Genomic DNA, 19,708 nt, shown 5'->3' with positions numbered 1-19,708 from the left:
TAGTATTTCACTGATTAAATAATATAAACTAGATTGATGTATTAATTCATCAATCTAGTTTATATTATAGCCACTTTAACCTATAATCAAAATCTTATTTTACTTTATTTAATTTACCCTTTACCTTTTGAGGTAATTTTTCGTAAGCTACTTCTTCATAACTTTGTATAGTATTTATTTTATTTTTTCTAGGAAATTTTACATAAACACAAATATAAGCATTCATCTTTAAATTTTTACTACTGATATAATTTATTTCTATTTTTTGTCCATCTTTATTATATGCAGCTACTTTTTCATAATTATAATAATAGGAAGGATTACCTTTTTTATCTTTAGTATTTACTTTTGTTCCATTCTCTTTTACTTGAATATAGTACTTTCTTTCTCCCCATCTTTTCATTTCTAAAAAGTTATTCTTCTCTGCAATTCCAAATCCTAATACAATAACAAATAATATAATAAATACTTTTATTAATCTCTTTTTCAAATTAATCACCTCTTCTTTTAATCTGTTTCTAAATTTATCATATCAACTAGACACATTAACTCAAAGGGAATTAGCTTACACTTTTCTTACAAATTTGTCATGTAACATCATAATATATTTACATAAAAAAAATACAACAACAATAAATTTTAAAAAATGCAAAAATAAAAAAGAGAACTTAAAAGTTCTCTTTAAAATTACAAATTTAATTATATATTTTTATAGCTAAACTAACTTATATTCATTAACATCCTTATATCTAGACATGTTACTTGATAATTTAACAAGTACAGATTTATTAGACAAGCCACGATTAAAATATGGATATAATAATATAAAACTAATTTATTATAGATATAAAATTTAGTTTTATACTTTTAGAAGTTCTTTTTTATTTTGAAAATATTTTATTAACTAAATCTACTAATTCGTTATTTATATTTTCTTTTTTTATAAAGTAAGTTGCACCTATTGATTCACACTCACCAGATTCATTGGAAAAATTATATTTTCCACCATCAGAAAAAGCTATTATTTTTATGTTATTATTTTCTTTTTTTAATTCCATTATTAAATCTCCGCCAGTTTTCCTTGGCATATATATATCTGTAACAACTAAATCTATGCATTTATACTTTCTATATATATCAATAGCTTCTTGGCCGTCCTTAGCCACAAATACTCTGTATTTCGCTCTTTCTAAGATCATTTTCATATAATTTCTTACACTTTGTGAATCATCAACTACTAATATATTCTTTTTATTTATGTCCATAATAAATTGCACTTCCTTTTCTTATTTAGTACAAGACACACTCAAATAAATAACTAGTCAATATTCTAGTCTAATCCATAAATCACTTTTTCCTTACAACCTAATAACAAACTATTAATAGAAACTAAGTGATTATATTTAAAAAATCAGCTGGAATCTTTAACTTACTATCTATTTTCATATGCCTAAATCTTATACTTTAAAACTAATTAAAACCTAAATTACCTATATAATAATTATATCGTACTTTCTATTCAAATTATAACAATATTTAGCATAAAATTTTTAGGTAATGATTTCCATATAATTATTTGAAATAATATTTCAAATTTATTAAATATTATTGAAACACTATTTCATAAGTGCTATCATATAACTATCTTTTATAAATAATTTAACTTTGAGGAGAGTATAATTATGAAAAATATTGATTTAAAATCATTAACTACAGAAAGTAGGAATTCTAATACTTTAGATATTGATACTATTTCTACACTAGAAATGGTAAAAAAAATAAATAAAGAAGACAAAGAAGTTCCTAAAGCTATTGAAAAAGAATTACCTAAAATAGCAAAAGCTATTGATAAAATTCACGAAAGATTATTAGATGGAGGAAGACTTATATACGTTGGAGCTGGTACTTCTGGAAGACTTGGAATCTTAGATGCTTCAGAATGTCCACCAACTTATGGCGTATCTGAAGAATTAGTACAAGGTATAATAGCTGGTGGATATGAAGCTATATTTAGAGCAAAAGAAGGAGCTGAGGATTCTAAAGAGCTGGCTGTTAAAGATTTAAAAATAAAAATGCTTAATCCTACTGATATAGTAGTAGGTCTTGCAGCTTCTGGAAGAACACCTTATGTAGTAGGAGCACTAGAATATGCTAATGAAATAGATGCTTTAACTATATCAATTTCATGTAATTCAAAATCTGAAGTATCTAAAGTATCTAAAATATCTATATGTCCTATAGTAGGTGCAGAAGTTGTAACTGGTTCAACTAGACTTAAAGCTGGAACTGCTCAAAAATTAGTTTTAAACATGTTATCAACTGGAGCGATGATAAAACTTGGAAAAGTATACAGTAACTTAATGGTTGATGTCAAACCAACAAATGCTAAATTAATAGAAAGAGCTAAAAATATAGTTACAGAAGCTACAGGAATTTCAAAAAATGATGCTATAAAAATCTTAAAAGAAACAAAATATGATGTTAAATTATCAATCTTTATGATTTTATCTAAATTATCAAAAGAAGAAGCCAAGTTAAAACTTGAAAAAAATCAAGGTTACATTTCAAAAGCTCTAGAAAATATTTAAAAATTTTAAGGAGGATATTTTATATGAGTGAAAACTTTGAATTACTGGCACAAAAAATTTATAACATCGTAGGACCTGAGGAGAACATTGTATCTATAGAACATTGTATGACAAGATTAAGGCTTAACTTAAAAAACTTAGATACAATCAATATTGAAAAACTAAAAGAAGTTGATGGAGTTTTGGGGGCTATAAAATCTAACTCTGAACTCCATATAATTATAGGTCCAGGAAAAGTTAACAAAGTTTATGAAAAGTTTTCTAAAATTGTTAATTCAGATTCTAAAGATAAAGTAAAAATAGGTATTGATAATGGTAAAAAATTAAAACAAGAACTAAAGAAAAAAAATGCAACACCTTTTAAATTAGGGTTAAAAAAGCTTTCTAATATATTTATACCTTTAATACCAGCTTTTATAGCCTGTGGACTGGTAACTGCTATATTAAATATAGTTTTAAAAGTTAATCCTTCCCTATCAACTGGCCCATTTATAGGGTTATTAAAAGTTGCAGGTAATGCTGTATTTTTTGGATTAAATCTTTTTGTAGGTGTTAATGCAGCAAAAGAATTTGGTGGTTCTCCTATGCTTGGTGGTGTAATGGCTGCAGTTATTTCTCATCCTGATTTAGCTAAAATTTCTTTGTTTGGTAAACCACTTGTACCTGCTAGAGGTGGTATTATAGCAGTATTATTAGTAGTTTTCTTTGCATCTTTTATTGAAAAGAAAACAAGAAAAATAGTTCCTAGTACATTGGACTTATTTTTAACACCATTAATAGTTATATTAGTTTCTACATTTGTAGCAATTTTAATATTACAACCTCTAGGTGGAGTAATTTCTGAATCTATAGGTTTAGCAACAAAAACAGCCATTGAAAAAGGTGGGGCATTTACAGGATTCTTACTAGGTGGTACATTCCTTCCACTAGTTATGACAGGATTACATCAAGGATTAACACCAATACATGCTGATTTATTAAGTAGTACTGGATTAAATCCATTACTTCCAATATTAGCTATGGCTGGAGCTGGACAAGTTGGTGCCTCTATTGCAGTATATTTCAAAAGTAAAAATGATAGATTAAAAAAGACTGTAGCATCTAGTTTACTTGTTGGTATAATGGGTGTAGGTGAACCTTTAATATATGGTGTAACATTACCTTTAGGAAAACCTTTTATAGGAGCATGTATAGGTGGAGCCTTCGGTGGTTCAGCTCAAGCATTATTAAGTGTATCCGCAACATCAATGGGTTTATCTGGATTACCTTTAGCTGCAACAACTAATAAAATACTTATGTATATTATTGGTTTATTAGTTTCTTACATAGCTGGTTTTATAGCAACTACATTACTAGGCTTTGAAGATCCTGAAAATTAATTAAATGATAAAATATATAATTATTATAAAAAACATATATTGCTTACACATTAGGCAATATGTGTTTTTTGCCCTAATAAAATATAAATTAGGCATATAAACCTTAAATATGCCTTTTTAATTGGAGGTTAAATTTATGAGTTTTGGAATATCTATTTATTTTGGACTTGATAACTCAAAAGAAGAAAATTTACAATTGTTAAAACAAGCTAAAACACTAGGATTTAATAGAATATTTACTTCATTACATATACCAGAAACAAATTATGATATACTAAAAAAAGAAGTAACAAATTTTTTAAAAGTAGCTAAAGAATATAATATGGATATAATAAGCGACATATCGCCTAATACTTTTAAATTCTTAGGATTAAATAACTTAGATTTAAAATCACTTAAAAATTTTGGGATTCAAACTATTAGAATCGATTTTGGTTATTCTGAAAAAGAAATTGCAAACATAAGTAGGAATCCTTATAATATAAAAGTTCAATTAAACGCTTCAACAATCACAAAAAACTTTTTTAATAAATTAGATAACTTTAATCCAAACTATAATAATATAGATTCCTTACATAATTTTTATCCTAGAAGAAATACAGGTATATCAGAAAAATGCCTCCTTGAAAAAAATCATTTACTAAAAGAAAAGGGTATAAAAGTAAGTGCCTTTGTTCAATCAAATAATAAAAAGAGAAGTCCTTTAAAAGATGGTCTACCAACTATGGAAGATCACAGAGATATGTCTGTTTATTTAGCATCAAAACACCTATATGCTTTAGGTATTGATGATATATTTATTGGTGATTCTATGCCAAGTATAAAAGAATTAAAAGATTTATCTTCTCTTAATAAAGATATAATAGAACTTTCTATGAAACCTATAACTTCTGATAAAACCAGCTTAAAGCTTTTAAACTATACTTATACATCTAGAAAAGATACTTCAAGAGATGTTATAAGAACTAATGAAAGTAGACTGCTTTTAGAAAATAATATAATAGAAAAAGAAAAAACTTCTAATAGACCTTATGGAAGCATTACTATAGATAATAAAGATTACCTAAGATATATGGGAGAAATTCAAATATTAACTACAGACCTTCCAAGAGATGAACGTGTAAATGTTGTTGGAAATATTTTAAAAGAAGAAAGATTTTTATTAAAATACATAACAAACAATAAAAAATTCAAATTTAGAATGGTTTAGGTGATAAGATGACTATTTTAAGCTATGTTAAAAAAAATTATAATAACTTTACTTCAACAGAAAAAAAAATTGCCAATTATATACTTAATACAGAGGATGATCTTTTAAATCTTTCTTCAAAAGATTTAGGTAAATTAACTAATACATCTGCCGCTACAGTCATTAGGTTTTCTAAAAAATTAGGGCTAGATAGTTTTAATGAGTTAAAACTAAAGGTTTCAATATGTAATGCTAAAAATACTGTTCATAAACCTTTTGACTATATAGGTAAAGATTTATCTACTAAAAATATAATATCTGGAATAAAACATTCTATAACTTCTACTATAGATGAAACTATAGATCTTATAAAAGAAAAAGATTTAGATAAAGCTATTAACATTCTTAGAGATGCTAATAATATATGTATATACGGAATTGGGGTTTCTTCTTTAGTTGGTATGGATCTATATTACAAGCTAATAAGGATAAACAAAAAATCTACTTGTAATATAGATTCCCATCTTCAAATGACTTCTTCCATACTTATGAATAAAGATGATGTAGCTTTAATTATATCCTATTCTGGAAATACCCATGAAATAATATCAATTGCTGAAAATTGTAAAAAACTTAATGTACCAATAATATCAATTACTCGAAATAGCCTAAATAATAAGCTAGCAAAAATATCTGATATAAATTTGTATATTCCTTATATAGAAAAAGACATTAGAGAAGGAGCCATGTCTTCTAGACTTTCTCAACTTACTATTATTGATATGCTTTTCATTGGAATTTCTAAAGATAATATTAATGATATAGAAAATAATTTAATAAAAACTAGAAAAATAATCGATCAATACAATTTAAGATAATACTAAAGGGGGGAAACAAAAACTTTCCCCTTAGTAATTTATTTATCTTTAAATCTTATTTACTTTTTCAATGCTTTTTCGATTAGATTTTTATATTGAGATTTTTCCCTTCTTCCATTTATAAACTCTATAATTTTACCGTTGCTATCAACGATTACAGAATAAGGATATGATGAAAATAAACTTACAAATTCTCTATAGAACTCTTCATTAGGTATAATATTTCTAAATGTTATATTTTCATTTCTAAGAATATATTTTATACCTTTTTTATTTTTAGGTCCATCTTCTACTATTCCTATTACATTTACCCCTTGATCTTTCATTTCATTATGTATTTCTTCAATATATACTAATTCATCTAAGGAGTCCTTACTCCAGGACCCCCACAAATTTACTAATGTAATTTTATTATCTTTAAAAATTCCACTATTTATTTCTTTGTCTTTTTCATCTTTAAGGTTGAAACTAGGAATAAATTTTAAGGTTTTAAGTGAAATTTCTTCACTATCTTCTTTGTTTTCACTGCTAGTTAATTTTATATCTTTTTTATTTAAAGTTTTCTTCTTATTAAACTGAATTTTTAATATTCCTATACCAATTATTAATATAACTACTAACATAAAATAAATATTAATTTTCTTTAAATTCAAATTCCTATCCCCCTATTTTATAAAATAAATAATATTACAATTATATAATACAAGTCTTATATATTAATTTTTCATTGAAGTTGTAAAAAGAAAGTAAAACTATGTATTTTATAAAAATAAAATAAAGAGAATACCCCTTTAAAATAGAGTACTCTCTTTATTTTTGTATTAAGAATATAAAAATAAATAACAAGTGAAAATAAACTATATTATTCACTAGTTATTTATTTGAATCTGACTTATATATAAGGTAGCATAATTTAATTTTGAAATAGTAATATTACACAAAACTCTTTAATTCTTCGTCTTTTTTCATCTTAATTATTCCTATTATAAAAAACACTAAAGCAAAGCATAAAGTTATTATTATATATTTATATACATCCCCAAAAGTTTTTCCATATTGAAGATCATTTATGGCTTTTAAAACCCAACTTTGTGGGAAAATATATGCTATTTTTTTAAATACAGATGGCATCATTTCTATAGGCCACAAACATCCTGATAACATACATGTAGGAGTTATTATTATATTAGCCATTTGAGAAGATTGATTTACTGTAGTTGAAAATGCAGATATAAGAATACCTATCCCTATAGTAACAAATGAAAAGCTTACTAATATGTAAATTAGTATGTCTGTACTAACATTAAAATTAAGATTTAGTAATTTCATTGATACTAAAAGTATTATAGATATCTGTATAATATTTATTACTAAATTAGCTAATACATTTCCAAGTACATATTGAGTTTTACTTACTGGAGAACAACTTATCCTAAAATATGTTCTCATAGTTTTTTCTCTTATTATAAAATTAGCAGTAACACTACAAGCTATCATCATAAATACTAATAAAAATCCTATACTTTGTTTTGTAACACCTTTTGATTTAGTTTTATCTTGAATTTTTATATTTTCAAGCTTTAGTTTTTGATTTTTAAATCCATTGTAGGTTTTATAAAATTCATCCTTATCTCCCTTTGATGAGATTGCTATATCAGATAACGTATCAATATAATAGTTCATATAATTTTTTATCCATGCTGTAACATCTTCACCTTTTATAGATATAATCTTAATTTCTTTAAAATCATTTTTTATTATTTTTTCTTCAAAATCATTAGGTATAACTATTGCACAATCTACAATTTGATCTGATACTTTAGGATTTATTTCCTTTTCTTTTAATTCTATCAAATTATATCTTTTGTTATCTTTTATTGATTTCACTATATCCTTAGAAATAATACTTTTATCTAAATTTACTACTCCAACTTTAATTGAACTAGAACTTGCACTATTAAGAAATAATGATATGAGTATACCTAAAGTTGGCAATACTAATAAAGATATTATATTAATTTTTTTCCTAAAAGTAACTTTCAATACGTTTTTCATTATTAAAAGTGCATTTTTCATATTAGTATGCCTCCTTTTTCTTTAGTATAACTGGTAATATAAATACTGCTGCTATTATTAAATTTATTGTTATAGCAGTACTCATATAAGTAAAATCATTACTGTATATTATCTTAAATATAGCATCATTAGTCCATTTTATAGGAGATATATGTGATACATTAGAAAATATTTTTCCAAACATATTTAAAGGAAGATATCCACCACCTAAGAAAACCATTATTGGTATAGCCATATTTATAATTATGGATACAACATTTTGATTTTTACTCATAGTAGCAGCACCAATTCCTATGCTAACTGACATAATAACAAGTGTTAGAGCTATAAGTATTACTTCCTTTATGTGGTTCCCCCAATATGCATGAAACATATACTTACTAAACAAGAAAACTAGCATAACTTGGAAAAATACAATTATTAAACTACCTATTATTTTACCTAAAGCAAGTTTTCCTTTTCCTGCATAACTTGTATATACTCTTTTTAAAGTATTCCTTCTATTTTCTGACATTACTGTTCCAGCTCCAACTGCTGATCCATATAAAATTATCATAGTAAACATTGTAACTGAATAATAGTCTATAGAACTTGGCTTTTTATTTCCTACAACGGATTGAATTTTAACAAAATTAGGCTCTTTCTTTAAATTAATTTTCTCAATACTTCTAGGATTATCTTCACCTATTTGTTCTAATCCATTGTTTTTTTGTATAAATGTATTAATTAAACTTTCAACTAATTTAGAGTTAAAATCTCTTAAATTATTGTTATATAACTGTATCTTATCGTTACTAGAAATCTTTATATAACAATCATATTTACTATCTTCAATATATTTATAAATATCTTTATCTTTTTTAACTTCTTTAAATTCTATATTCATATCTTTTTCAATAGACTTTGTAAAATCTTTAAAGTCTTTTCCTAATTTATATTTATCATTTATTGAATATAAAACTTTAGATTTTGATATAACTTTGGAAGATGTAAATACTGATGACAAAGACATTCCTAATATGCCTATCATTATAAGAGGGAAGATAACCATCATAAACATAGACTTTTTATCTCTTAAGTTTTGAATAAGCTCTTTCTTTATTATACTTAAAAGTATCACTACTCTCCCTCCTAATCTCTTAAATTTTTGCCAGTAAGTTTTAAAAATATAGTTTCTAAATCTACACTTACATTTTCTATATTATTTATTGTAATATCATTTTCTATAAAATATATGATAATTTTATCTAAATTCTTCATAGATGTTAAGGTATTAATATTTATTACTTTACCTTTAATTGCTACATTTACCACTCCATCTATTTCCTTTAACTTATTAACATCTAAATTTTTAGTAGTATCAACAGAAACTTTCACCATATTTGTATCAGTACATATTTTCTTTAACTGATCTTTTGTTCCTTCGGCAATTATTTTGCCTTGGTCAATTATTCCAATTTTGTTACAAATAGCTTCTACTTCTTCCATATAATGACTTGTATAAACTATGGTACATCCTTTTTCATTAAGTTTTTTAATTGATTCTAATATATGATTTCTAGATTGAGGATCTATTCCTACTGTAGGTTCGTCCATTATTATTAGTTTAGGATCATGAACTAAAGCACAAGCTATGTTAAGTCTTCTTTTCATTCCACCTGAAAATTTTGATGGAAATTCTTTTGCTTTATCCCTTAATCCTACAAATTCTAAAGCTTCAAGAGCTTTAGCTTTAAGTTTACTACCACCTATACTATATAAACTTCCAAAGAAAGTTACATTTTCATAAGCTGTTAAATCTTCATATATAGCTATATCTTGTGGTACAATTCCTAAGTTCTTTTTTATAAATTTCGGATACTTCTTTATATCCTTATCTAATACTTTTATGTGCCCCTCATTAGGAGATAAAAGTCCACAAATCATATTTATAGTAGTACTTTTTCCTGCTCCATTAGGACCAAGTAGTCCATAGATCTCTTTTTCTTTAATATTAAAACTAATATCATCTACTGCGGATAATTTCCCAAATTTTTTAGTTAAATTTGTTACTTCTAATATATTCACAATAATGTGCCTCCCTTTACCTTTTAAAAACCCAAAAGCTAATATTTAACCAATACATAATCATAACTATGATAATGTTATCTGTATATCCAAATAACCCCCCTAAAATAAAGAACATACTAAAACTCCAGGCTCCAAATAGAATCTTCTGATCCATATCTTTTAAAGTTAAAATTTTACTTAAAGCAAATATTAAACTTAATATAAAAAGTGATAATAAATAACTAATGTTATATTTTGTAGTTAATATGTTAAGAATAATCCCATAATAAAATATACTTTCTATAATCACTATTCCTAAAGGTCTTATAATACCTGTATATATGGGATGTTTTTTATCATACACAATCCAATTTATACTATTCATAACACTATTCATATCTTTCTTTAATACAAAATATATAAAACTAGAACTTATAAAAAACCAAACTTCAATTATTGCAATTATAGATATAATAAATAATAATATTTCTATTCCTATATTAGATAAGTTAAAAGGTATATTAAATAAATTTTTTAAATTTACGTTAAAATACATCTTATAAGAAATAATTGAAATTAAACTAAACATAACATAATAAGTAAATTTTATCATATACAAAAATGTTTTTTTTTGTATATTAAATAAGTCTCCAATATAAAGATAACTTTTTTTTAAAAATTTACTCTTATTAATATTAAATTTATAAACCAAGGCCCATAAAATGGCCAAAATACTTGTTATAAGTATAGTACAAATACATGAATAAAAATCTTTCATTATTGCCTACCTTTCATTAGTATAATTACATTTTGAATACAGTGGGTAATTATAGGTATAATTATACTTCCACTACTAAAATAAAATAAGCATCCATAAATTAATCCTGAAGAAAATTTTTGAAATACTACTATTTTACCTAGATACATATGATTTAAAGAATATACAAATGAAGTTATTATTAAAACCAATATAATATTTAATCTAAAATCTTTTAAAAGTATATTAAACCATACTTGTCTATATATAAATTCTTCAAATATAGCAATTGCTATTGTAATACTTATGGCTTTAAAACTTGATTTTTGAAAGCAAAATGAAACTTTTAACCCTTTTATGGTTTTACCTTTTATCCACAAAGTTATATATGATATTATAACTTCAATAAAAAAAGAAACAAAAACCGCTCCACCAGATATCCAATACCAATAACCTTCCCTTGGTAAATTAAACTTAAAATTATATGGCATAATAATCCATATACAAATGCATATAAATATGTATATTATTGATAGTATTTTCAAAAAATCTATAAATGTATACTTATCTTTAGGTTTCCTATATAATGCTGTTTGTGCTAAAATTATAGGATTTAAACTGAAAAATAATATTATAGCATTAAGGCATTGGATGTGGATATCCATTAGTTACTCCTCCATGTTTAACTATTCTTGGATGATTTTTAAATGGAAAATCTGGTATACACATTTCTAATATTTCTGGAATTAAAACTCTCATTACATACCATCCTTTTTCTCTAGATTCCGGTGGTGTTATATCCAAATATACTGCATATTCACTTACTTTTTTTAAGTATTTTATTAGATTTTCAATTTGAGAATCTACACTTAAATTCTCTATAGTAGGAACTTCTGATAGATTTATTTCTCCATCAATAAAACTATTAACTAAATCATCTTTTTTTTCTATTTTATTATTAGCAGCATAGAACATAACATTAGAATCTAAATCTAAAAATTTAACATCCTCTTTTACAGCTTTTTTTATAGCATCTGTATTATAAACAGCATTAAAATATGAACTATAAGAAATAGATGCACCTTCCATAATTCCTCTAAGTACTCCATTATATACGTCAAAATCTCCTTGCACTCCATATAATAAATAAGGCATTTTTTTATCCTTACGCCTTAAAAATATAGAAAAAATAGGTAGTGGTAAATCTTTTAAAGATATATACAATGGAATAATTTCATATACAGAATCTTCTCCAAGACCAACACTTTGGAGTATATTTTTAACTCTAGGATCATCTATAATAACTTTTGGTGCTTTTCTGTTTGTATACCAATTAATCATCATAGCATCTATTTGTACATATTCTACTAAAGCATTAAGCAATGCTTTTTTTAATGATTTATGAGATGCTGTTCCTGTACTAAAAGAATGTATATATGCTTTTTCTCCCTTTTTTTCATTAGCAGTATAGCCAACAAACATCATTTTAGCAGGAACATAAATATCTTCTTTAGGATTAAAAAGTGATGGGCATTTTATCCATCCTATAACGTCATCTTCAGTAACCTTCTTATCAGAAAACTCTTTATTATATTTACTATTTTCTTCAAGTTGTTCTTTTGTAAAGACATCCATAAATTTAAGAGGCATTGTTTTGCCAAGCTTACTAATTTCTCTATAAGTTGCATATACTATTTTATCTTCTACCATTTTAGGAGTAACTACAGTTGAATATCTTTCAATACTTTCTCCTGTATATTTTATAAGGGCTTCCTCATAGTAAGAACCATATCCTATAATATGGTATTGAACATTAACATCTTCTTTAAAAAGCTGTTTATGATAATTTGGCATAGTTCCTGTCATACTTTTTAAATTAACATCACTTTCTATATTAACTAAAGGCATTATTACGGATTTCATAATTCCTGTTTGATTTCCTGCTAAGGAATGAAAATTATCTAGTACATTATTGAAACTAGGATAAAACTGAATCATTTTTCTCTCTCCTCTTATGATTAATCAACAATTTTGCTTACTATATCATCTACTATTCTTCTAGATGATAAATTCATTTCATTTAATTGTGCTTTAGATACATTTCCACAGGCAGGACAATAAGGTACTCTTAAAAGATCTTCTACTTGAATTTCTAAACAAGGAACATATATATTAAGTACTCTTCCTTCAAATTTAGACGCCTTTAGTTTACTTAAAAGATATCCTTCTGATAGGGCAAGATTTGTAATCATATTTAAAATAGGTACTACACCTTTATTTTCTTCATCACCTTTAGCTATATTACTGCTAATAAATTTCTGATAAGATACATGGTCTTCCATTCTAGATAAAGCTCTTTGTTCAAAACATTCTATACACCCAGTCTTTGGTGGATTTATAGAAAAAGCTGTTATAAATGGTCCATCTATAAATGTAGAAACTACTGGTGTTTCTGTTTTTAAAGCTATTCTATTTATATTTCTAAGTAAGGAAATTTTAGGTTTATGCATGCATATTACTATGCCACAATATTTTTCAAATTCCAAGCTTAACTTTTCTATTTGAGATATAGTTGTAAATGCATCTATATTAGTAGTCAAATCTGAAATGCTAATTTCTTTATATAATTCGTGAGATATAAAATCCATATTAAGTTCCATATCTTTTGCCATGTCTTTTGCTGTTTTAATACAATACTTACTATCTGATATAAATAAAATTCTATCTATATTATTGTATTTCTCCTTAGTTACATCCTCCATAACACAAGCTTTATAATCTCCTAAAAGACAAGATGTTATTTTATTAGATAACTCCCTTTGCTCTTTTGAGCATAACATTTTAGCAGCTACTAACCCATCAAATAATCCTACTATATTGTTTTGTTCTTCTTCTAAAATATTGTATTCTTTTAATGAAGTTGTTTCAAAACTTTTTCCTTCAAGCATTTTATTTAAAATATCTCTAATGCATTTCTTAAAGTCCTCTGATTGTCCTGTTAAATTAATAACAGCTTCATTATAATTCCAAATACCTATTCTAAGCCTTATTTCATCAGAACCATTGTCAAAAATTCTTAAATTTTCATCTAAAGTATAATTTTTAAGGTTTGAATTCATCATTAATCATCCTCATTTCCTACTACTGTAACGTGTATAACATGTTTAGTTATTCCATCTATATTTAAAGTTTTTTCAATAAACTGTTTTTCATATCCTCCAAGATCACAAGCTCCAAGTCCTAATGCTGTTGATAGTAGTTGCACATTTTGAGCTATTTCTCCTGCTTCAATAAAAGCATATGCCATACCACCATCACCATATTTCCTTGTATTAATGTAAACATCATAAACATAGAAAAATATCAAATTTAAATTTTCAGATTGTATCATTGCAAATTCAGCTAACTTATTACTATCTTTCTTGTTAAATTCCAAATTTATAGGTTTAAGAGAATGTGAATAAGGATAATACATATATATACCATTTCTTAACCCTTTTACATTACTTATGTATACGTATAACTTAATAGGATACAGCCCTCCTCCAGAAGGTGCATTTCTCAATTTAATTGTATCTTTCCCAGCAGGTATATTTTCAATTTTAGCTTCTGTTGAAACACCTTGAGAATAATATAGTATAGTGGATAATTCTTTTTCTGAAATATTGTCATTTGAATAATTTCTAATACTTCTTCTTTCTGTAATAGCCATTCCAAGAGATGTTTTCACTTTTTTAGGATTAGATAAATATACAACATTACTCAGTTCTTCTTCTAATTCTTTATTAGCAGAAGTTAAAGCTGCTCCTGTTTGAAAAAAATTACCTACTCCTGCCTTAAAACCTATATAATAATTATTAGTTCTATAATTTAAAAGATATTCTTCTGACCTAAATCTATTATTTTTTGAAAATAAACTGCCTTTCATCACCATATCAGGAGTTCTAACTACCGTTGTATCTGTATAAGGAGATACTGAACAATATTGAGTATTAAAAGACAACAAATTACTTCTATAAGAATTATTTATTATATCATTTAAAGCTTCCTGCTTTTTATGTTTTTTCTTCATGTAAATTGCTCCTTTATCTTAATAATGCATATTAAAATAAATTACCATACTGACTAGTTATTTATTTGAATGTGCCTAAAACAAAATATTAACTAACATGTTTAAAATTGCTTTAGGATACGCTAATATAGTAACTAGCGTATCCTTTAATTTTAAAAGTACTATTACTTAAATGATATTAAACTATTTTGATCCTCCACCTGCTGTAGATGAAGATCCTCCTCCTACATTTACAGATACACAGCAACAACAACAACATGTACAACAACAACCACCTGGTGCAACTGTAACTTGTTCGTTTGAACTGCAAGTATTTGATAAGTGTGAATTTACATTTAATAATTCCATATTTTTATTTAACATATTAAGCCCCTCCTTGAGTTGATGATGAACCTGAACCTACATTTACAGATACGCAGCAACAACAACAACATGTACAACAACAACCACCTGGTGCAACTGTAACTTGTTCATTTGAACTGCAAGTATTTGATAAGTGTGAATTTACATTTAATAATTCCATATTTTTATTTAACATATTAAGCCCCTCCTTGAGTTGATGATGAACCTGAACCTACATTTACAGATACACAGCAACAACAACAGCATGTACAACAACAACCACCTGGTGCAACTGTAACTTGTTCATTTGAACTACAAGTATTTGATAAATGTGCATTGACGTTTAATAATTGTGAATTTTTATTTGTCATAATATCCCCCCTCATCGTAAGTAAATAATTTATTGTGGTGATAGCTATTAACTATCATTACAATCAAAATATTCAAAATATTATGAATTTTACTTGCTTGAATAAATTTCCTAATACTTTAAAACAATATTTTTTACGATTATACTTACAATTAATCTTAAATGATTCCATATATTTATAGGATGTATAAATATTTAATCTATATTTATAATTGTTATTATTTTAACTCTCATCCTTTTGCCATATTATATATGATAAAAAATCAAAAAGCAACATTTTATAGCATATTTTATATATATTTACCATAAAAAAATCACAAAAACTATATTTTTATATGTATTTTTACATTTTTCGGATATTTTAGACTTTTTTTCTGTATTCTTAAGATAATATTCATTGTATATTTATAAAAAAACTTTAATTGAAATTTTTATTAAATTAAAATTTATTTATATAATTTTGTATAAATAGAACTATCCTAAATATTTAGGATAGTTCTATCTTATTATTACATATCTTAAAAATAATATATTTATTTATTTATTTTTGGTACATCAAAATTTTCATTGTAATCATCCAAAGATTTTTTAACTAATTTAACTAGTCCTATAAGAGCTATTACATTAGGAATAACCATAAGACCATTAAAGGTATCTGCAAGTTGCCAAACTAAATCTACTTTTAAAGTTGTTCCTAATACTATGAAAATAGCTACTAATATTCTATATACATTTAAACCTTTTCCTTTAAATAAATATTTTACATTTGCTTCTCCGAAAAAATACCACCCTATTATTGTAGAAAATGCAAAGAAAAATAATGAAACTGCTATAAAATAACTTCCAAAAGATCCAAGTCCAGCTACGAACCCATTTTGTGTTAAAGCTATCCCTGTTGTTTTTCCATCTAAAACTCCAGTAGTTAAAATTACTAAGGCTGTTAAAGTAAGTATTACAAAGGTATCCATAAATACTCCCATTATAGCAACCAAACCTTGTTCTGCTGGATGTTTTACCTTAGCAACTGCATGAGCATGAGGTGTTGAACCCATACCAGCTTCATTAGAAAATAGCCCTCTTGCAACACCATATCTTATAGATTCTTTTACAGCAACACCGGCCACTCCACCTACTACAGCCTTAGAACTAAATGCTGCTACAAATATCATTTTAAAAGCTGGTAATATGTTAGAACCATTTTTAATCAAAATAACTATGCTTCCTATTATATATAATAGTGCCATTATAGGAACTATCTTTTCAGTAAAAGATGCTATTCTTTTTATTCCTCCTATAAAAACAAAACATGCAAGTACAGCAAGAATTACTCCTATAAGTAAAGTTGGAACATTCCAAGCATTTTTAAATGCTTCACCAATTGAATTAGCTTGAACCATATTACCTATAAATCCTAAAGCTATTATTATTGTTACTGAAAAAAAGCTTGCTAAAAATTTGCTTTTAAAACCTTTACTTATATAATAAGCAGGACCACCTGTTATTTGTCCATTAATCTTTTCTTTAAAAATTTGTGCTAAAACTGCTTCTCCAAATATAGTTGCCATTCCAAAAAAAGCACTTATCCACATCCAAAATATAGCACCTGGTCCTCCTGATGCTATAGCTGTAGCTGCACCGGCTAAGTTACCTGTACCAACTTGAGCAGCTATTGCTGTTGCTAAAGCTTGAAAGGAAGACATTCCTTCACTTCCTGCTTTATTCCCTTTTAATCTTATTCCACCAAAAGCTTTTTTAAATGCTTTTTTAAATTTAGTTACTTGAACAAATCTTAAAGAAATAGTAAAAATTACCCCTGCCCCACAAAGTAAAAATATTAATACATAATTCCACAACACATTATTTATACTTTTAACAATATCAATTAACTCCATGTAGACCCCTCCTTCAAAACACATTTAAATAACCTATTTTCCTAGTGATAAATTATTATATTTTAGGAAAATTAGTAATTTCTTACTATATATATTCAATTTAAGAATGGAAATCCCTCTTTAAAGTTATTTTTTTAACATATATGACGTTAAACGCCATATTATTATTTATTTATCATAATACTATGAATTAATTATCAAATTAACAAAAAACAGAGCAAAATTATAGCTCTGTTTTTATTTAATACCATATTTTAAATATTGCTCTATTCTTTCACTCCAAAAATTATATTCCTTAGGAGCTTCATCTTTAACTGTTTCTAAAAAATCTTCTAGTGCTCCAAGGTTATTTAGTCCTTTCATCAAATGTCTTGGATACTCCATCTTTTTAGAATAATTATTCTTAGGATCAATTACTCTTAAACTAAATTTCTCATTAACATATAAATCTTTACATCTTATATCTAATTTATTAAAGCCTATCCTTTTAAATTCTCTTATTAATTTAATTATATTATGAGTTATTTTTTTATTTATTCCATTTCTTTTTATATATTTGTCTAATCTCTTACCGCCAACATATTCTCTAACAATATAATATGAACCTCTATCATATACCTTAGGGAAATATTTACTTTTATTTTTTCCAGCCCTTTTTAGTATAGTATATTCTTGCTCACATACTTTCATATCTTTAAAAATTTTAATCACTCTATTTTTAGGAAGCATATATACTATCCCATTATGACCCGATCCTAAGAATTCACCTTTTCTTATAAGATTTTCTGCTTTATTGTTTAGATCAATATAATAGCTATTATCTTTATACATAATCTCCTCTTCCTTATTATTACATTACTATTTGTATGAATAATATATTGAAATTATATCTAATTTATAGTTATAAGTTATATTTTAGTAACATTAGATGTAATATTAATTTATAACAATGCATATTAAATATATTGGTAGGTGAGATAAAATGAATAGAAAAACAAAAAAGAAATCAATACTAACTTCAGCAGTATTGATATTACTATTTTTAGCATCTTTCTTTTTAACTAAATATCTTTTATTTAAATGGAATGAGTCAAAGGAAACTATGGCTATTCAATCTAATAAACAAAAGTACAACCCTTATTCTAATTTAAAAGATTATGAATATGCCGCTCCAGAGGTTATGAAGTTACTTTCTAATAAAAACTATTGTATGAAAAAAAATGGACTAACTATACCTAAAGAAAAAAAAATAGCATTTTTAACCTTTGATGACGGTCCATCAGTAACAGTAACACCTAAAGTATTAAAAACTTTAAAAGAAAAAAAAGTAAGAGGAACTTTTTTTCTTGTAGGCAAAAGCATAAATAGCGATAGTTATTCAAAAAAATTAGTTAAACAAATTTATAATGATGGGAATTCTATTGGTAATCATTCTTATACTCATAACTTAAGTATAATATATCCTCATAATAAAATAAGTATGGAAAATTTAATGAAAGAAATAAATCTTACCAATAATTCTCTAAAAAAAATTTTAGGGAAAAATTTTACTACAAGAATAATAAGGCTTCCTGGAGGATATATGTCAAGAAGTTATTATAATGATCCTAATATACCTGCTTTAAACCAAACCTTTAATAAAAATAAATTTTATTCAATTGATTGGAATTCTATGAGCGGAGATGCAGAAGGGGGACATAAAAGTAGTGATGAACTATTAAATTATTTAAAAAATTCTATAAAAGGTAAAAATAAAGTAGTTATATTAACTCATGATACTTACGGAAAAGAAAGTTCCGCTAAAGCTCTCCCTCTTATTATAGATTATTTAAAATCACAAGGATATGAATTTGGCACCATAAAATAAACTAAGCCACCTTATTTAATTATAAGGTGGCTTTTATATAAACTAACAATTACTTAATAAGTATTATTTTAAAACTATTTAAATGTAGAGTTTGTTCCTATCCATGCTCTCTTTTTCTTTCCTTTTTTATCTATCCAGTTTACTTCTATTACATGAAATTTTTTTCTCACTTTACCATCTCCTAACGTATAATTATATTTATATATACTAGATAACTTTTTAATATATTACTAAAAATCTCTCTATATA

21 protein-coding genes are annotated in these 19,708 nt (G+C 25.4%); 5 read left to right on the top strand and 16 right to left on the bottom strand.

The genetic code is table 11. From position 1 onward, the window contains the following. Window positions 1-94: 94 nt before the first annotated feature. Together ABDZ71_RS00895 and ABDZ71_RS00890 are read right to left on the bottom strand one after the other, a co-directional pair. Window positions 95-490 (bottom strand): YxeA family protein, encoded by a 396-nt coding sequence (locus ABDZ71_RS00895; RefSeq protein ID WP_343757893.1) that lies wholly within the window; start codon window positions 488-490, stop codon window positions 95-97. Between the two features lie 391 nt (window positions 491-881). Beyond that, window positions 882-1,265, bottom strand: coding sequence for a response regulator (locus ABDZ71_RS00890; RefSeq protein WP_343757891.1), 384 nt, complete (start codon window positions 1,263-1,265; stop codon window positions 882-884). Between the two features lie 417 nt (window positions 1,266-1,682). Between ABDZ71_RS00890 and murQ the strand changes: the two genes are divergently transcribed. From murQ to ABDZ71_RS00870, 4 genes are all read left to right on the top strand, one after another. Next, window positions 1,683-2,588 (top strand): N-acetylmuramic acid 6-phosphate etherase, encoded by a 906-nt coding sequence (gene murQ / locus ABDZ71_RS00885; RefSeq protein WP_343757889.1) that lies wholly within the window; start codon window positions 1,683-1,685, stop codon window positions 2,586-2,588. A 23-nt stretch (window positions 2,589-2,611) separates the two neighbouring features. Next, entirely contained in the window at window positions 2,612-3,967 is a 1,356-nt protein-coding gene (locus ABDZ71_RS00880; protein WP_343757887.1) for a PTS transporter subunit EIIC, read from the top strand. Window positions 3,968-4,103: 136 nt separating this feature from the next. After that, window positions 4,104-5,177 carry a DUF871 domain-containing protein gene (locus ABDZ71_RS00875; RefSeq protein WP_343757885.1) on the top strand — a complete coding sequence of 358 codons (1,074 nt, stop codon included), beginning with the start codon at window positions 4,104-4,106 and terminating at the stop codon, window positions 5,175-5,177. Window positions 5,178-5,185: 8 nt separating this feature from the next. Then, window positions 5,186-6,034 (top strand): MurR/RpiR family transcriptional regulator, encoded by an 849-nt coding sequence (locus ABDZ71_RS00870; RefSeq protein ID WP_343757883.1) that lies wholly within the window; start codon window positions 5,186-5,188, stop codon window positions 6,032-6,034. A 59-nt stretch (window positions 6,035-6,093) separates the two neighbouring features. Here ABDZ71_RS00870 and ABDZ71_RS00865 read toward each other — a convergent pair whose 3' ends face one another. From ABDZ71_RS00865 to ABDZ71_RS00800, 14 genes are all read right to left on the bottom strand, one after another. Beyond that, a complete protein-coding gene (locus tag ABDZ71_RS00865) occupies window positions 6,094-6,687 on the bottom strand; it encodes a TlpA family protein disulfide reductase (RefSeq protein ID WP_343757881.1) in 594 nt (197 codons plus the stop codon). A gap of 280 nt (window positions 6,688-6,967) precedes the next feature. Then, window positions 6,968-8,110, bottom strand: a complete 1,143-nt coding sequence (locus ABDZ71_RS00860; RefSeq protein WP_343757879.1) for an ABC transporter permease — start codon at window positions 8,108-8,110, stop codon at window positions 6,968-6,970. Between the two features lies 1 nt (window position 8,111). Next, window positions 8,112-9,230: a SagH family ABC transporter permease subunit gene (gene sagH, locus ABDZ71_RS00855; RefSeq protein ID WP_343757877.1), complete on the bottom strand. Its 1,119-nt coding sequence runs from the start codon at window positions 9,228-9,230 to the stop codon at window positions 8,112-8,114. An 11-nt stretch (window positions 9,231-9,241) separates the two neighbouring features. Continuing rightward, a complete protein-coding gene (locus tag ABDZ71_RS00850; RefSeq protein WP_343757875.1) occupies window positions 9,242-10,177 on the bottom strand; it encodes an ABC transporter ATP-binding protein in 936 nt (311 codons plus the stop codon). 16 nt (window positions 10,178-10,193) lie between these two features. Then, window positions 10,194-10,937 (bottom strand): SagF family protein, encoded by a 744-nt coding sequence (locus ABDZ71_RS00845; RefSeq protein ID WP_343757873.1) that lies wholly within the window; start codon window positions 10,935-10,937, stop codon window positions 10,194-10,196. Continuing rightward, window positions 10,937-11,581 (bottom strand): CPBP family intramembrane glutamic endopeptidase, encoded by a 645-nt coding sequence (locus ABDZ71_RS00840; protein WP_343757871.1) that lies wholly within the window; start codon window positions 11,579-11,581, stop codon window positions 10,937-10,939. Before ABDZ71_RS00840 ends, ABDZ71_RS00845 begins: the two co-directional genes overlap by 1 nt. Next, window positions 11,556-12,914, bottom strand: coding sequence for a YcaO-like family protein (locus tag ABDZ71_RS00835; protein WP_343757869.1), 1,359 nt, complete (start codon window positions 12,912-12,914; stop codon window positions 11,556-11,558). The genes ABDZ71_RS00840 and ABDZ71_RS00835 overlap by 26 nt, the downstream gene beginning before the upstream one ends. A 20-nt stretch (window positions 12,915-12,934) precedes the next feature. After that, window positions 12,935-14,038, bottom strand: coding sequence for a streptolysin associated protein SagC (locus ABDZ71_RS00830; RefSeq protein ID WP_343757867.1), 1,104 nt, complete (start codon window positions 14,036-14,038; stop codon window positions 12,935-12,937). Next, the gene (locus tag ABDZ71_RS00825; RefSeq protein WP_343757865.1) at window positions 14,038-14,988 is read right to left on the bottom strand and encodes a SagB family peptide dehydrogenase; all 951 of its coding nucleotides are present in this window, start codon (window positions 14,986-14,988) and stop codon (window positions 14,038-14,040) included. Before ABDZ71_RS00825 ends, ABDZ71_RS00830 begins: the two co-directional genes overlap by 1 nt. 183 nt (window positions 14,989-15,171) lie before the next feature. Then, a complete protein-coding gene (locus ABDZ71_RS00820; protein WP_343757863.1) occupies window positions 15,172-15,351 on the bottom strand; it encodes a streptolysin S family TOMM toxin in 180 nt (59 codons plus the stop codon). 1 nt (window position 15,352) lies between these two features. After that, a complete protein-coding gene (locus tag ABDZ71_RS00815; RefSeq protein ID WP_343757861.1) occupies window positions 15,353-15,526 on the bottom strand; it encodes a streptolysin S family TOMM toxin in 174 nt (57 codons plus the stop codon). Between the two features lies 1 nt (window position 15,527). After that, window positions 15,528-15,701, bottom strand: a complete 174-nt coding sequence (locus ABDZ71_RS00810) for a streptolysin S family TOMM toxin (protein WP_343757860.1) — start codon at window positions 15,699-15,701, stop codon at window positions 15,528-15,530. Between the two features lie 532 nt (window positions 15,702-16,233). Next, window positions 16,234-17,592 carry an alanine/glycine:cation symporter family protein gene (locus tag ABDZ71_RS00805; RefSeq protein WP_343757859.1) on the bottom strand — a complete coding sequence of 453 codons (1,359 nt, stop codon included), beginning with the start codon at window positions 17,590-17,592 and terminating at the stop codon, window positions 16,234-16,236. A gap of 237 nt (window positions 17,593-17,829) precedes the next feature. Next, complete coding sequence (locus ABDZ71_RS00800; protein ID WP_343757858.1) at window positions 17,830-18,423, bottom strand: serine/threonine-protein kinase; 594 nt, start codon at window positions 18,421-18,423, stop codon at window positions 17,830-17,832. 151 nt (window positions 18,424-18,574) lie between these two features. Here ABDZ71_RS00800 and ABDZ71_RS00795 point away from each other — a divergent pair, with 151 nt between their 5' ends. Beyond that, window positions 18,575-19,459: a polysaccharide deacetylase family protein gene (locus tag ABDZ71_RS00795; RefSeq protein ID WP_343757856.1), complete on the top strand. Its 885-nt coding sequence runs from the start codon at window positions 18,575-18,577 to the stop codon at window positions 19,457-19,459. The last annotated feature ends 249 nt before the right edge of the window (window positions 19,460-19,708 follow it).

This window comes from Clostridium oceanicum, from assembly GCF_039521385.1.
Classification (GTDB): domain Bacteria; phylum Bacillota; class Clostridia; order Clostridiales; family Clostridiaceae; genus Clostridium_F; species Clostridium_F oceanicum.
Note: the sequence above shows the minus strand (reverse complement) of the source record. Positions and strands in the feature narration are given on the sequence as shown.

What these genes read in the sequence shown, in the direction of transcription:
- ABDZ71_RS00890 (WP_343757891.1), bottom strand. Translation starts at nt 1,265, where the DNA reads ATGGACATAAATAAAAAGAATATATTAGTAGTTGATGATTCACAAAGT.
- murQ (WP_343757889.1), top strand. Translation starts at nt 1,683, where the DNA reads ATGAAAAATATTGATTTAAAATCATTAACTACAGAAAGTAGGAATTCT.
- ABDZ71_RS00880 (WP_343757887.1), top strand. Translation starts at nt 2,612, where the DNA reads ATGAGTGAAAACTTTGAATTACTGGCACAAAAAATTTATAACATCGTA.
- ABDZ71_RS00875 (WP_343757885.1), top strand. Translation starts at nt 4,104, where the DNA reads ATGAGTTTTGGAATATCTATTTATTTTGGACTTGATAACTCAAAAGAA.
- ABDZ71_RS00870 (WP_343757883.1), top strand. Translation starts at nt 5,186, where the DNA reads ATGACTATTTTAAGCTATGTTAAAAAAAATTATAATAACTTTACTTCA.
- ABDZ71_RS00860 (WP_343757879.1), bottom strand. Translation starts at nt 8,110, where the DNA reads ATGAAAAATGCACTTTTAATAATGAAAAACGTATTGAAAGTTACTTTT.
- ABDZ71_RS00845 (WP_343757873.1), bottom strand. Translation starts at nt 10,937, where the DNA reads ATGAAAGATTTTTATTCATGTATTTGTACTATACTTATAACAAGTATT.
- ABDZ71_RS00840 (WP_343757871.1), bottom strand. Translation starts at nt 11,581, where the DNA reads ATGGATATCCACATCCAATGCCTTAATGCTATAATATTATTTTTCAGT.
- ABDZ71_RS00835 (WP_343757869.1), bottom strand. Translation starts at nt 12,914, where the DNA reads ATGATTCAGTTTTATCCTAGTTTCAATAATGTACTAGATAATTTTCAT.
- ABDZ71_RS00830 (WP_343757867.1), bottom strand. Translation starts at nt 14,038, where the DNA reads ATGATGAATTCAAACCTTAAAAATTATACTTTAGATGAAAATTTAAGA.
- ABDZ71_RS00825 (WP_343757865.1), bottom strand. Translation starts at nt 14,988, where the DNA reads ATGAAGAAAAAACATAAAAAGCAGGAAGCTTTAAATGATATAATAAAT.
- ABDZ71_RS00820 (WP_343757863.1), bottom strand. Translation starts at nt 15,351, where the DNA reads ATGTTAAATAAAAATATGGAATTATTAAATGTAAATTCACACTTATCA.
- ABDZ71_RS00815 (WP_343757861.1), bottom strand. Translation starts at nt 15,526, where the DNA reads ATGTTAAATAAAAATATGGAATTATTAAATGTAAATTCACACTTATCA.
- ABDZ71_RS00810 (WP_343757860.1), bottom strand. Translation starts at nt 15,701, where the DNA reads ATGACAAATAAAAATTCACAATTATTAAACGTCAATGCACATTTATCA.
- ABDZ71_RS00805 (WP_343757859.1), bottom strand. Translation starts at nt 17,592, where the DNA reads ATGGAGTTAATTGATATTGTTAAAAGTATAAATAATGTGTTGTGGAAT.
- ABDZ71_RS00800 (WP_343757858.1), bottom strand. Translation starts at nt 18,423, where the DNA reads ATGTATAAAGATAATAGCTATTATATTGATCTAAACAATAAAGCAGAA.
- ABDZ71_RS00795 (WP_343757856.1), top strand. Translation starts at nt 18,575, where the DNA reads ATGAATAGAAAAACAAAAAAGAAATCAATACTAACTTCAGCAGTATTG.